The following is a 12,924-nucleotide window of genomic DNA, read 5'->3' as shown; positions in this document are numbered from 1 at the left end:
TAGCGATATCATACGGCAGCTACGCCCAAAGTATCATCCTCTATTTGCAATCAACCAACACTTTTTGCGTGTTTTTACGCAAATCTTCGCGCTGGGCGTCATTCATATAGCCGCGCTCGCCATTTTGATCGAAAGTGCTCAGCCTTAAGCCCTGATCCAGCGCCAGTTGGTTCTTGCGGGCAGCGTCACAATTGGCGGCTTTGTCAATTGTGTGTTGCGCCTCGCTGGCGGCGCTGCGGGCGGCCTCGGCAGTGGCTGCCTGGCGCTTGTTGAAATCGGCGTTGCGCTCTGCGATGGTGGGCGGCGCCTTGATCGCGGCCGGCTCGGATTCGGCGGGCGCGTAGGGGTTAAACACAGGCTTGCCCGGCGATTTCAATATGCGGTTTTCCGCAACGCTGGGTGGCGGTGGGCGATCCGACAGTTGCTTGAAGCCCTTGTCATCGATCCAGATATATTGTGCGGTCGCCAGCGGCGAAATTGCCAGCAGGGCGGCGGCGAGGGTAAGTCCTACACGGATGGTCATGAGGTGGCGCTCCAGTAACGCTTGCATAGATTTCGCCACTATTCGTGGCGACTGTCAACTGGAGCGCCGGACTACATTACTGCTGCTGTTGCTTGCGACGACGTGCGACGAAGCCCATCAGGCCCAGACCGCCCAGCAGCATGCCGTAGGTGGCAGGCTCAGGTACGGCCGAAACGGTGATGTGACCGGAGTATTTGGCCAGGTCCGAATTGAGCACGCTACCATTCAGGGTCAGTTTGAATGGCGAGGCCGAGGTGATTTCAAACAGCGCCGAGGTGGTTTTGCTGCCATTCACCAGCGAGAATGGCGTTTGGCCGTTAATCGACGCGGAAGTCAGATTGACATAGTTGCCGCTGACCGACAGTTCAACCTGGTACCAGCCAGCGCTCAGGCCGGTAAAGGTCAGTACGTCGGTATTTCCCGACAGCAGGCTGTCGGTGGTGGTGGCAACACCTTTGAAATCGAAGGTGATGTCAGGTGCGATCAGGATTTCCTGATCGGCAGCGCTGGCGGAGAAAGCGGTTGCGGAGAGCAGGGCAGCAGCAGCGATAAGCTTCAGTTGTTTCATTGTAGAACCCCTAAATACATAAAGTTATAGTGACCGGCAGATCAGCCGCCGGACTGTTGATTGCCGTTAGGCGATGCAACAATAACAATTTTCTTAAATTGGCGAGAAAACAACACCAATTCCGCGCAGCAATATTTAACAATTGCCAATGGGAATTGTTGATTGGTAGTATTTAAATTCAGACTGATAACAGAGTTATCGAAGAGGAATCGCTATGGGGAGCGTGAGGAATTGACTGGAAGGAAGGGCGCTGCTGGCCGCGCCGGCGTCGAGCGCGGCGCGTGCCGGATATGCTGAGCGCTTGTTAATGCTTGGGAGAAGGCTCGGGGATCGTGATGACGCCTAGCAGGGATTCGCCAGCGACGTACTGTGCATGCAGTTCTTCGAAGGTGTAAGAAGCTTCGTACTTGTATCGAATGCACGCGGCATTCAGGATGCGCCAGGCGCTACGCAATGCATGCGCTTTGCCGCCCATGTTGAAGGTGCCGATCCATGCCAGTGAGGCCGTGCCGACAAACGCCACGACGCGTATCGATCCTGTCAGCGCCTCATCCGTGCCGACAAAGGTCGCGACAAACAACGAGCAGGAAACACTCAGCGCGCCCAGCAGCGCATACAGCCGGCTAAGCCTGGCCGCCTTGCGGTCCCATTCGTTAAGCGCAACCTTCATCTCTTCAGGTATCGGTCGATTTTGCGACTCGGTCATCGTTACATCTCCAGTGGTGAACGGTGCCAATGATGATAGAACGAAACTATTACCTTCGCAATCAAAGTCTCCGCCCTTCGCTAAAGGGGCGCCTAGCCATGCCTCGAAACCTCGTTGATACGGGGTGGTTAAGGGTTTGAGCGCGAGCGCTTGCTAGATACCCGAATACACAGGTCCGGCAGTGCACAGCGATCGGCGTTATGTACACATTGAGTTTGCGAAATAAGTGGCGGAATTGTTGACACGGTTGACAAACCCAGACAAAAAAACACGATGAAGATATTAGCTTTCCTCCTGTGCCGGGCGTGGTCTGAGGAAGTCCAAGACAAAATTTTGTTGTTCCTGTATAATGCCGCTTTGCGCCTATAGGAAATGCTATGCGTCTACTTCAAAAAGCACTCACATTCGATGACGTGCTGCTCGTCCCAGCGTACTCCAACGTTCTTCCTGCGGATACGTCCCTCAAAACCCGTCTGACTCGCAATATCAGCCTGAACATTCCTCTGCTGTCGGCAGCGATGGATACGGTCACCGAGGCGCGCCTGGCAATCGCCATGGCGCAAGAGGGCGGTATCGGTATTATTCACAAGAACCTGAATCCGAAAGATCAGGCGCGTGAAGTGGCGCGCGTCAAGCGCTTCGAGGCCGGCGTGCTGCGTGATCCGATCACCATTCCGCCAACCATGAAGATCCGCGACGTCATCCAGTTGACCGAGCAATATGGCATTTCCGGTTTCCCTGTGGTTGAAGGCAAGGAAGTCGTCGGCATCATCACCAACCGCGACCTGCGTTTCGAGCAAGAGCTGGACGCCGAAGTACGCGCCAAGATGACCCCGCGCGAAAAGCTGGTGTACGTCAACGAAGACGCCGACACCACCGAAGCCAAGCGCCTGATGAACAAGCACCGCCTGGAGCGCGTGCTGGTGGTCAATGAAGCGTTTGAACTCAAGGGTCTGATCACCGTCAAAGACATCCAGAAATCCACCGAGCACCCACTGGCGTCGAAAGACTCGCAGGGCAAGCTGCTGGTCGGCGCTGCTGTCGGCGTTGGCGCCAAGGATGAAGAGCGTATCGACCTGCTGGTCGCCGCTGGCGTGGACGTGCTGGTGGTCGACACCGCCCACGGTCACTCGCAAGGCATTCTGGACCGCGTAAAGTGGATCAAGACCAAGTACCCGCACGTGGACGTCATCGGCGGCAATATCGCCACCGCAGCCGCCGCCAAAGCACTGGTGGAATATGGCGCGGACGCGGTCAAGGTCGGTATCGGCCCAGGCTCGATCTGCACCACCCGTATCGTGGCGGGCGTGGGCGTGCCGCAAATCACCGCCATCTCGAATGTGGCGGAAGCACTGGAGGGCACCGGCGTGCCATGTATCGCTGACGGCGGCATTCGCTTCTCCGGCGACATCTCGAAAGCGCTGGCAGCTGGCGCCTCGACCGTGATGATGGGTTCGATGTTTGCCGGTACTGAAGAAGCGCCAGGCGAAGTGATCCTGTATCAGGGCCGCTCGTACAAATCGTATCGCGGCATGGGCTCGCTGGGCGCGATGTCGGATGGTTCGGCCGACCGCTACTTCCAGGACGCGGCCATGAAGCAGGACAAGTTCGTGCCGGAAGGTATCGAAGGCCGCGTTGCCTACAAAGGCTCGGTGCTGGCGATTATCTTCCAATTGGTCGGCGGCGTGCGCCAATCGATGGGTTACTGCGGCTGCGCCACCATCGAAGAACTGCGCAACAAAGCCGAGTTCGTCGAGATCACCTCGGCCGGCATGCGCGAATCGCACGTCCACGACGTTCAAATCACCAAGGAAGCGCCGAACTACCGTTCCGGCGACTAAGCACCTTGCAAACGCCGGCGGCCCACGCCGGCGTTTTTCTATATTCAAACTGGTTCAAACTCCATGCACTCTAAAATCCTCATTCTCGATTTCGGCTCCCAAGTGACCCAGCTGATCGCCCGCCGCGTGCGCGATTCCGGCGTGTTCTCGGAAGTGTATCCGTATGACGTCAGCGACGAATTCGTGCGCAGCTACGGCGCCGCCGGCGTGATCCTGTCGGGCAGCCACAGTTCCACGCTGGAAGGCGACGCGCCGCGCGCGCCGGACGCTGTGTTCGAACTGGGCGTGCCGGTGCTGGGCATCTGCTACGGCATGCAAACCATGGCCGCACAGCTGGGCGGCAAGGTCGAGAACGGTAAAGTGCGTGAATTCGGTTACGCCGAAGTGCGCGCGCGCAATCACACCAAGCTGCTGGACGGCATTGTCGACTTCGTTACCGACGAAGGCCACGGCATGCAAAAGGTCTGGATGAGCCACGGCGACAAGGTGCTGGACATGCCGCCAGGCTTCGTGCTGATGGGCGACACGCCATCGTGCCCGATCGCCGCCATGGCCAACGAAGAGAAATCGTTCTACGGCGTGCAATGGCACCCGGAAGTCACCCATACGGTGCAGGGCAAGGTCATGCTGAGCCGCTTCGTGCACGAAATCTGCGGCTGCAAATCGGACTGGAATATGCCGGACTACATCTCGGAAGCAGTCGAGAAAATCCGCGCGCAAGTAGGCACCGATGAAGTGATCCTGGGCCTGTCGGGCGGCGTGGATTCGTCGGTGGCGGCTGCGCTGATCCATCGCGCCATTGGCGACCAGCTGACCTGCGTGTTCGTCGATCACGGCCTGCTGCGCCTGAACGAAGGCAAGATGGTCATGGATATGTTCGCCAACAACCTGGGCGTGAAAGTCATCCGCGTGGATGCGGAAGACCAGTTCATGGGCCACCTGGCCGGCGTTAGCGATCCAGAACAAAAGCGCAAGATCATCGGCCGCGAATTTGTCGAAGTGTTCGACAAGGAATCGGGCAAGCTGGTCAACGCCAAGTGGCTGGCGCAAGGCACCATCTATCCGGACGTGATCGAGTCGGCAGGCAAGGGCAAAAAAGGCCAGACCATCAAGTCGCACCACAATGTTGGCGGCCTGCCGGAGCACATGAAGCTGTCGCTGCTGGAACCGCTGCGCGAACTGTTCAAGGACGAAGTGCGCAAGCTGGGCGTGGCGCTGGGCCTGCCGCATGACATGGTCTACCGTCATCCGTTCCCGGGCCCTGGCCTGGGCGTGCGCATTCTGGGCGAAGTCAAGAAGGAATACGCCGACCTGCTGCGCCAGGCCGACGCGATCTTCATCGAAGAACTGCGCAACACGCCGTACGAGGCGACCATCGTGCCTGGTTTCGACCAGGACGCTGCGCCGCAGAACTGGTACGACGCGACCTCGCAGGCGTTTGCCGTGTTCCTGCCGGTGAAATCGGTGGGCGTGATGGGCGATGGCCGCACCTACGAATACGTGGTGGCGCTGCGCGCCGTGCAGACGCAGGACTTCATGACCGCTCACTGGGCGCACCTGCCGCATGCGCTGCTGGGTAAAGTGTCGAACCGCATCATCAACGAAGTGCGCGGCATCAACCGTGTCGTTTACGATATTTCCGGCAAGCCACCTGCGACCATTGAGTGGGAGTGATAAGCCAAGACGTTGACTGAAAAAGGGCAGCAGACATGGTGCTGCCCGCCTTCTTGCTGCGCAACGCCGCGCTCAGCCAGCCTGCCAGCCACCACCAAGCGCTTTGTATAGCGATACCGTGGCCTGCAGGCGTTTGAGTTTCAGCATTCCCAGTTCATTTTGCACGTCCGACAGGCTGCGCTGGGTATCCAGCACGGTCATCAAGTCTTCCGCGCCTTCCTTGTAGCGGATCTCCGACAAATTGAATGCCAGGCGTGACTGTTCCAGCTCTACCTCTTTTAAGCGGCGCTGCTCGTCAAGGCTGCTGATTTGGCCGAGCACGGTGTCCACCTCCGCCAAGGCCGCGAGGACGGTTGAGCGGTAGGTCTGCACCAGCTCCTGTTTCTGCTCGATGGCAAGGTCACGTTCGGTCCGCAAACGTCCGCCATCGAAAATCGGCGCCACCAGCGAGGCGCCGACATTGGCGAACAAATTTTGGGCATTGAGCAGCGACATCAGGGCACTGCTCTGCGCGCCTGTCGATCCGGTCAGGCGAATGCTGGGGAACAGTGCTGCGCGCGCCGCTTCCACGTTCGCGCTGGCCGCTGCCAGGATTGCTTCCGAACGGCTGATATCGGGACGCCGCGACAGCAGTTCGGACGGCATGCCGGCCGTTACTTCGGGCAGGTGGATGGCGTCGAGTCCGCTATCGCTGATCCTGAAGGTTTGCGGCGACCGGCCGAGCAAGATCGCCAGCGCGGATTGCGCCTCGCGCTCTTGCTGCTGCAAGGCAGGAATAGTGGCGCGCTGGCTGGCGACAGCGGAGCGCTGACGCGCCAGATCGACCGAGGTGGCGGCCCCGACGCTGCTTTGGGCTTCAACCAGCAACAGTACACGCTCCGCAGTCTTGGCATTCTCGCGCGCCACGTCGAGACGGTCGTGCAGCGACAGCAGTTGCAGATAAGTCGACACAATGCCGCTGGTCACGGTCAGGGCCACGGTTTGACGATCGTAGAAATTGGCCCTGAGCGCAGCCTCGGCTGCGGCGGCGCTGGCAGCGTTCTTGCCCCAGAAATCGAGCTCGTACGACACCTGCACCACGCCGCTGGCCGAAACATTGGCGTTGTGATTGCCGCCGAGCGGCAAATCCCGGCTGGCGCCGGCGGATGCGTCGACCGATGGCAGCAGGGCGACGCCGGCGATCCGCGCCTGCGCGGCCGCCTGGCGCACCCGCGACATCGCTGCGGCCAGTTCCAGATTGCTGTCCTGGCCTTCGCGCACCAGCTGGCTCAGCTCGTCGCTGCCGAAGCGTTGCCACCAGTGGCTGTCCGGCCATGCCTGGCTGCCCGCCGTCCCCGCCTGCGACCAGCCCGCAGGCAATTCGATCGCCGGCGCCGGTTCCATGACGGGCTTGGTGTGCGAGCACGCGGCCAGCAACACGCCGGCCACGCATCCCGTCCATCCTCTCATGCGCCGGTTCATGGAGCTCCCACCGGCTCGGCTTGCTGGGGCTGAAGCGCCGACGCTGGCGCGGGACCCACCAGTACTTGCTCTCCCGCCGCCAGGCCGGACAGCACTTGTACCTGCTGTGCAGTGCGCAAGCCGATTTTCAATTTGCGTGCCACGATCTGCCGGTCACGGTTCACCACCTGGACCTGATACGTTCCCGCCGCGTCGCGCTGGCCCAGCAAGTCAGCTGGCAACAGCACCGCATCCCTGGCCTGCGCGACGATGAACTGCACCTGTGTCGACATGCCGCTCATGAGTTCCTGTTCCGGATTGGCGACCTCGAACAGAACATTGTAAAAGGTTTGCTTGCCTTGCTCGCCTGTCCCGTCAGCGGGGACGGGAATCACCTGACGCAGTTTGCCGGACCAGGTGCGGCCGGGATAGCCGGGCGTCTGGAAGTTTGCCGTCATGCCGCGCTTCAGGCGGGTCACATCTGCTTCCGCCACACGTGCCTGGACCGTCATTTGCGACAGATCCGCTATCCGCATCAGCGGCAAGCCCGCCTGGCCGACGCCCACCGTTTGCCCGGCGCGCGCATTTACTGCCACCACGGTGCCTGACAGCGGCGCCAGAACTTGTTTATGCAGGCTGCTTTCTTCATCGAATTTCAGCGTTGCCTCCAATTGCCGGACCTGCGCGTTGATGGAGTCCATTCGGGCGCGCGCCGAAGACAAATTCATGCGGCTGGACTCGAAGCTTTCTTCTCGGGTGGCATTTTGGGCCTTGAGCTGGGTCTGGCGCTTGAACTGCAATTCGGCGAAGTCGGTCTGCGCCTGTTGGTCCGCCAGTTCTGCGCGCAGCCGTGCCATTTGAGCCCGGTTGCCTTCCATCTGGTGAGCGCGGATTGCGGGTGAAATTTCCATCACCAGCTGGCCATCCTGCACGGCATCCCCGACGGCATACAGCACCTCCTTTATCTGACCAGCAACTTGGGCATTCACATCGGCAAACCGGTGGAATTGCAATTTCCCGGTTGCGTCGACGGTTTGCAGCAGGTCGCCGCGCTGCACCGTAAGCGTCTCCAGCCTGACTTCGGCCGAGCCGGGTGACTGCGCGAATGACATATCAGCATGAAGCATCAGCGCCAGCGCGGCTGCGGCGAACAAGATAGGGGGGCGAGCGCCATCTTTTTTGTGGTTCATCAGTTTTACTTCATTAAAAAACAGCGCTCATTTTAGCGCTTGGCGCGACACTTTCAGCAATTTCCCATTCTCTACCGGGCACTAGCGCCGCCATTTGGCGCGGCTGCATTTCGGAAGGAGTATTTTTTGATAATATGAAGTGCAACGCAAGCGATGGAGCTGCCCTCGTAATTTTTGAAAGTGATGAAATGACACAGGCTGGAATGAAATCGGTCATGTTGATGGCCATGCTGACATTGATGCCGCCTGTGTTCGCGGCCGCGCCGGCTCCCGGGGTGAGCTTCCTGGCTGGCGACCATGGATGGGCTTGGTGCCGCTATGAGACGCCGATCGAATTGCAGCCGGGCGTTCGTTCGCGCTTATTGATCATCGCGCAGCGGGAAGGACATGGCCCGAGCAGCGTTCACCTGGAAACGCCAGCGGGCGCCCGTTCGGAGAACGCCCGGACGGTCCGGCTGCTGGTGCCGGACAGCGCGCCGCTGCTGAGTATTCAATTGCCCACAGGCGGGCGTAAGGAATTGCCGCAAGGCGCGGTCACCGCAGTGTTGGACGCGCTAACGCAACGCGCCGATCTGATGCTTGAGGTGGGCGACGGTGGAGCGACGACGAAGGTGCTGGTAACCCCCGTGTTTCCCAGGGACGCCGACTTCAAACGTCAATGGCAAAGCTGCGTGAAAGAGCTTGCCGGTGCGTGAGCAACAGTCTTTTCGTTCGGCGGTCTGTGCACCACTTAACATTGCTAGCACATTTCAATTCGGAAAGCCACTGGACTTTGTTGTATTTTTGAATTATAATTGACGTCAATTTACAACAGATATCGCAGTAATCTCTGCACCGGGCCTTGCGCCCACACCCTTGAGCGTGGCTGAAAGTCCTGTAGCCCAGCCTCCTTCAGCACGCACAAAAGCACGCACATGACACCCCGGCTTACCGGCGCATGCTCGTCGGTTCCCCCGTGTCTCTCCTTGATCCGTTGCCTGCGCGCGCCTCTGCGCCGTGGTATCGCCGACGGCTCAAGGTTCGCTGATTCCCATCGCCAGCCTACGGCCAGCAGGGTGTCATTCCATTCGTCTAACCGAAGGAGAACCACAACGTGGCTAAACAAATCATCATCGACCATGTCTTCAAAGTATTCGGCGATCAGCCCGAAGAAGCGCTGGCGCTGGTCCGCCAAGGCGCCAGCAAGCAAGACATTCTCGCCAAGACCGAATGCACGATCGGTGTGTTCGACGCCACCTTTACCATTGAAGCCGGCGAAGTGTTCGTCATCATGGGCCTGTCCGGTTCGGGCAAGTCGACTCTGGTGCGCATGCTGAACCGCCTGATCGAGCCGACTGACGGCCGCATTCTGATCGATGGCAACGACATCAACACGCTACCGGACGCGCAGTTGCGTGCGCTGCGCCGCAAGGACATCAGCATGGTGTTCCAGTCGTTCGCGCTGCTGCCGCAGTTGACTGTGCTCGACAACACTGCCTTTGGCATGGAGCTGGCCGGCATGCCGAAAGCCGAGCGCCATGCGCTGGCGAAGCAGGCCTTGGAGCAGGTCGGCCTGGCGGCTTACGCCGGCAGCTATCCTGATGAATTGTCCGGCGGTATGCAGCAGCGTGTCGGCCTGGCGCGTGCGCTGGCGTGCGATCCCTCGATCCTGCTGATGGATGAGGCTTTCTCCGCGCTGGACCCGATCATGCGCACGGAAATGCAATCGGAAATCCTGCGCCTGCAACAGATCAAACGCCGCACCATCGTGTTCATTTCGCACGATCTGGATGAAGCCATGCGCATTGGCGACCGTATCGCCATCATGAAAGATGGCCATGTGGTGCAGGTGGGCACGCCGGAGGAAATCCTGCGCAAGCCGGCCAACGATTATGTGCGTAGCTTCGTGCGCGGCGTGGATGCTGCGGCCGTGTTCAAGGCCAGCGACATCGCCCGCAAGAGTCAGATCGTGGTGTCGGAATCGCCGGCCCGTGGTGCGCGCGCTGCCTTGACCATGCTGGAAGACCAGGATCGCAGCTACGCCTACGTGGTTGATCCGAAACGTAAATTCCTCGGCATGGTGTCGGCCGACTCGCTGCGCGACGCGCTGGACGGCCACGCAGGTCCGCTGGGCCTGGCACACGCCTTCTTGCCCGAGGTGCAATCGATTAACGCGGATGAGCCGGTTTCCGGCCTGTTCGGCCAGGTGGCGCAACTGCCTTATGCCGTGCCGGTGGTGGCGAATGACGGCAGCTTCCACGGCGCTATCAGCCGTACCACGCTGCTGAAGTTCCTGGACCCGACTACACCACCGATCGCCGAGCAACACGCACAGAAAGGACACGCATGAATCCGAATGACGTTACCGCAATCGAACCGGTCGTTGAGCAAGCAGCTCCGATCAACCCATGGCTGCCAACGCCGCCAACTGATACTGCCTGGCTGGACGCCGCCAAGCCGGCAGCCGCGCCAGAACACGCCGACGGCCTGCACAAGCTGACGCAAATTTTCGACGGCGCCTTGCCGCTGGAGTCCTGGATCAATCAGGGCCTGGGCTGGGTGGTGGAGCACTTCCGTCCGTTCTTCCAGGCGGTGCGTGCGCCGATCGACGCCACGCTGAACGGAGTGGGCGAGGTGCTGACGTCGGTGCCGTCGCTGTCGATGATCGCCATCATCGGCCTGCTGGCGTGGCAGTTTACCAGCCGCGCGCTGGCGATCGGCACCGTGGTGGCGCTGCTGGTGGTGTCGATGCTGGGCGTGTGGCCGGAGGCGATGGTCACGCTGTCGCTGGTGCTGACCTCGCTGGCCTTCTGCCTGCTGATAGGCCTGCCGCTGGGGATTGTCCTGGCCAGCAATGACCGCGCGCAAAACATCCTGCGCCCGCTGCTGGACGCGATGCAAACCACGCCAGCCTTTGTGTATCTGGTGCCGGTGGTGATGCTGTTTGGTATCGGTAATGCGCCAGGCGTGATTGTGACCATCATCTTTGCCTTGCCGCCGCTGGTACGCCTGACCAACCTGGGTATCCGCCAGGTGCGTCCGGACCTGATCGAAGCAGCGCGCGCCTACGGCGCTTCGCCCTGGCAGTTGCTGACCCGCGTGCAGCTGCCGCTGGCCATGCCGTCGATTATGGCCGGTATCAATCAGTCGCTGATGCTGTCGCTGTCGATGGTGGTGATCGCTTCGATGATCGCGGTGGGTGGCCTGGGCCAGATGGTGCTGCGCGGTATTGGCCGCCTGGACATGGGCCTGGCAACGGTCGGTGGCTTGGGTATCGTGCTGCTGGCCATCGCGCTGGATCGCCTGACGCAAGCCATGGGCCAGCCACGCCGCGGCGCCCGCCACTGGTATCAAACCGGCCCGGCAGGCCTGTTGCTGCGCCTGGTGCGAGGCAGTGCAGTCCGCTCTGAAGCGGCTGCTCCCGCCAAGACCGCTACCGCACAATAAAAAAGAAAGGATGACGATGCAACGTATTGAACAATTTAAAAAGACGTATAAAACGCAACGCAAATGGCACTGGATTTCCGCACTGGCGCTCGCTGCGCTGGCCCTGACCACCGGTGTGGCGATGGCGCAAACGCCGGATGCCAGCCTGCCCGGCAAGGGCATCAAGGTGCAGGCGCTGCAAAGCTCGCTCGCCGAGGAAACCTTCCAGACCATGCTGGTCGAGCGCGCGCTGGAGAAACTGGGCTATGAGCCTGAGCCGGTCAAGGAAGTGGAATATCCGACTGCGCACATCGCCATCGCGAATGGCGATGCGACCTTCCTGGCGGTGCACTGGGACCCGCTGCACCAAAGCTATTACGAGAACGCGGGCGGCGACGCCAAGCTGCTGCGCACCGGCGAATACGCCGGCCCCGCCGCACAGGGCTATCTGATTGACAAGGCCACGGCGGATAAATACAACATCACCAATGTAGAGCAATTGCGTGATCCAGGCCTGGCCAAGCTGTTCGACCACGATGGCGACGGCAAGGCCGACCTGACTGGCTGCAATCCGGGCTGGGGCTGCGAGGCGATGATCGAAAACCATATGGATGCCTACAAGCTGCGCGCAACGGTGCAGCATGTGCAGGGCAGCTACTCCGCGCTGATGGCCGACACCATCAGCCGCTACAAGCGCGGCGAATCGATCCTGTACTACACCTGGACGCCGTACTGGGTGAGCGGGGTGCTGGTGCCGGGCAAGGACGTGGTATGGCTGCAAGTGCCGTTCTCGTCCACGCCGGACCAAGCCAACACCCGCCTGGCCGACGGCAGCGATTACGGTTTTGCCGTCAACACCACGCGCATCGTGGTGAACCGCGCCTGGGCCGAGAAAAATCCGGCAGCGGTCAAGCTGTTTGAAGTGATGCGTCTGCCGATCGCCGACATCAATGCGCAAAACGAACGCATGCGCGATGGCGAAAACACCCAGGCCGATATCGCCCGCCATGCGGCAGGCTGGATCAAGTTCCACCAGCAGCTATTTGATAGCTGGATCGCCCAGGCGCTGGCGGCAGCCAAGTCCTGAGATCAAGGCGTCTTTACAAGCACATGGCCGGCGCGTTCCAGCAGCGCGGCCGCTTTGGCCATGTCGCTGGTCTTGAGCAGCAAATGATCGCCATCGAAAGTCGAGACTACAAACACACCAAGCCCACCTTCCGACAGCGGCCGTACTACCGATAGCACAATGCCGGTCGCGCCAAAGGCGAACGGGCCGACAAAGCGCAAACAGGTCCAGCCGCTTTCTTGCTGGGTATCGGCTGGCACGCGTTCGGTCAGGCAGACGACGGACAGCTCATGCGCTGAACGGCTGATGGTCACGAAGCCGCCGCCGTCGGCCCATGCCGGTAGTGCGGCATCGGGCGCCAGCCGGCATACGGCGTAATCGCCGTTGGTCTGTTCCAGCGTGATCTGATGAATTTCCTTGGCTGCTTCCATATCGCCCTCATAAAGAAAGGCTGAAGCGTAGAGGATGGCTGCCGATTAGTACAATGAATGATGTTCATACTCCATTCATA

At 60.4% G+C, this 12,924-nt stretch carries 12 protein-coding genes; 6 read left to right on the top strand and 6 right to left on the bottom strand.

The genetic code is table 11. The features are described from left to right. Positions 1–40: 40 nt before the first annotated feature. The 3 genes from KW842_RS04360 to KW842_RS04350 all read right to left on the bottom strand — a co-directional run bounded on the left by KW842_RS04360 (position 41) and on the right by KW842_RS04350 (position 1,797). The gene (locus KW842_RS04360) at positions 41–523 is read right to left on the bottom strand and encodes a DUF4124 domain-containing protein (RefSeq protein ID WP_218302834.1); all 483 of its coding nucleotides are present in this window, start codon (positions 521–523) and stop codon (positions 41–43) included. A gap of 76 nt (positions 524–599) precedes the next feature. After that, positions 600–1,091, bottom strand: a complete 492-nt coding sequence (locus tag KW842_RS04355; protein ID WP_218302833.1) for an FxDxF family PEP-CTERM protein — start codon at positions 1,089–1,091, stop codon at positions 600–602. A 304-nt stretch (positions 1,092–1,395) separates the two neighbouring features. After that, positions 1,396–1,797 (bottom strand): hypothetical protein, encoded by a 402-nt coding sequence (locus KW842_RS04350; protein WP_218302832.1) that lies wholly within the window; start codon positions 1,795–1,797, stop codon positions 1,396–1,398. 377 nt (positions 1,798–2,174) lie between these two features. Here KW842_RS04350 and guaB point away from each other — a divergent pair, with 377 nt between their 5' ends. Both guaB and guaA read left to right on the top strand, forming a co-directional pair. Then, a complete protein-coding gene (guaB, locus tag KW842_RS04345; RefSeq protein WP_218302831.1) occupies positions 2,175–3,638 on the top strand; it encodes an IMP dehydrogenase in 1,464 nt (487 codons plus the stop codon). A 63-nt stretch (positions 3,639–3,701) separates the two neighbouring features. Next, positions 3,702–5,312: a glutamine-hydrolyzing GMP synthase gene (guaA, locus tag KW842_RS04340; protein WP_218302830.1), complete on the top strand. Its 1,611-nt coding sequence runs from the start codon at positions 3,702–3,704 to the stop codon at positions 5,310–5,312. Between the two features lie 72 nt (positions 5,313–5,384). On the opposite strand, the gene KW842_RS04335 is transcribed toward guaA, so the two are convergent. Continuing rightward, entirely contained in the window at positions 5,385–6,761 is a 1,377-nt protein-coding gene (locus tag KW842_RS04335) for an efflux transporter outer membrane subunit (RefSeq protein ID WP_218302829.1), read from the bottom strand. Between the two features lie 8 nt (positions 6,762–6,769). Then, positions 6,770–7,942, bottom strand: a complete 1,173-nt coding sequence (locus KW842_RS04330) for an efflux RND transporter periplasmic adaptor subunit (RefSeq protein WP_229223472.1) — start codon at positions 7,940–7,942, stop codon at positions 6,770–6,772. Between the two features lie 134 nt (positions 7,943–8,076). Here KW842_RS04330 and KW842_RS04325 point away from each other — a divergent pair, with 134 nt between their 5' ends. The 4 genes from KW842_RS04325 (at position 8,077) to proX (ending at position 12,434) form a co-directional block, all read left to right on the top strand. Further along, on the top strand, positions 8,077–8,637 hold the full coding sequence (locus tag KW842_RS04325; protein WP_218302828.1) for a hypothetical protein: 561 nt from the start codon (positions 8,077–8,079) through the stop codon (positions 8,635–8,637). Positions 8,638–9,035: 398 nt separating this feature from the next. Further along, entirely contained in the window at positions 9,036–10,271 is a 1,236-nt protein-coding gene (gene proV / locus KW842_RS04320; RefSeq protein ID WP_218302827.1) for a glycine betaine/L-proline ABC transporter ATP-binding protein ProV, read from the top strand. Continuing rightward, positions 10,268–11,368 (top strand): glycine betaine/L-proline ABC transporter permease ProW, encoded by a 1,101-nt coding sequence (proW, locus tag KW842_RS04315; protein WP_218302826.1) that lies wholly within the window; start codon positions 10,268–10,270, stop codon positions 11,366–11,368. Before proV ends, proW begins: the two co-directional genes overlap by 4 nt. Before the next feature lie 16 nt (positions 11,369–11,384). After that, positions 11,385–12,434, top strand: a complete 1,050-nt coding sequence (proX, locus tag KW842_RS04310; protein ID WP_218302825.1) for a glycine betaine/L-proline ABC transporter substrate-binding protein ProX — start codon at positions 11,385–11,387, stop codon at positions 12,432–12,434. A 2-nt stretch (positions 12,435–12,436) separates the two neighbouring features. On the opposite strand, the gene KW842_RS04305 is transcribed toward proX, so the two are convergent. Next, positions 12,437–12,844: an ACT domain-containing protein gene (locus KW842_RS04305; RefSeq protein ID WP_218302824.1), complete on the bottom strand. Its 408-nt coding sequence runs from the start codon at positions 12,842–12,844 to the stop codon at positions 12,437–12,439. Between the last annotated feature and the right edge of the window lie 80 nt (positions 12,845–12,924).

The organism is Duganella sp. sic0402 (genome assembly GCF_019219065.1).
Classification (GTDB): domain Bacteria; phylum Pseudomonadota; class Gammaproteobacteria; order Burkholderiales; family Burkholderiaceae_D; genus Rugamonas.
This window is presented reverse-complemented; position numbering and strand designations above follow the sequence as displayed.

Bases quoted from the DNA above. Each gene is read 5' to 3' on its own strand.
- KW842_RS04330 (WP_229223472.1), bottom strand. From the start codon at position 7,942: ATGAACCACAAAAAAGATGGCGCTCGCCCCCCTATCTTGTTCGCCGCA.
- guaA (WP_218302830.1), top strand. From the start codon at position 3,702: ATGCACTCTAAAATCCTCATTCTCGATTTCGGCTCCCAAGTGACCCAG.
- proX (WP_218302825.1), top strand. From the start codon at position 11,385: ATGCAACGTATTGAACAATTTAAAAAGACGTATAAAACGCAACGCAAA.
- KW842_RS04335 (WP_218302829.1), bottom strand. From the start codon at position 6,761: ATGAGAGGATGGACGGGATGCGTGGCCGGCGTGTTGCTGGCCGCGTGC.
- KW842_RS04360 (WP_218302834.1), bottom strand. From the start codon at position 523: ATGACCATCCGTGTAGGACTTACCCTCGCCGCCGCCCTGCTGGCAATT.
- KW842_RS04350 (WP_218302832.1), bottom strand. From the start codon at position 1,797: ATGACCGAGTCGCAAAATCGACCGATACCTGAAGAGATGAAGGTTGCG.
- proW (WP_218302826.1), top strand. From the start codon at position 10,268: ATGAATCCGAATGACGTTACCGCAATCGAACCGGTCGTTGAGCAAGCA.
- KW842_RS04305 (WP_218302824.1), bottom strand. From the start codon at position 12,844: ATGGAAGCAGCCAAGGAAATTCATCAGATCACGCTGGAACAGACCAAC.
- guaB (WP_218302831.1), top strand. From the start codon at position 2,175: ATGCGTCTACTTCAAAAAGCACTCACATTCGATGACGTGCTGCTCGTC.
- KW842_RS04325 (WP_218302828.1), top strand. From the start codon at position 8,077: ATGAAGTGCAACGCAAGCGATGGAGCTGCCCTCGTAATTTTTGAAAGT.
- KW842_RS04355 (WP_218302833.1), bottom strand. From the start codon at position 1,091: ATGAAACAACTGAAGCTTATCGCTGCTGCTGCCCTGCTCTCCGCAACC.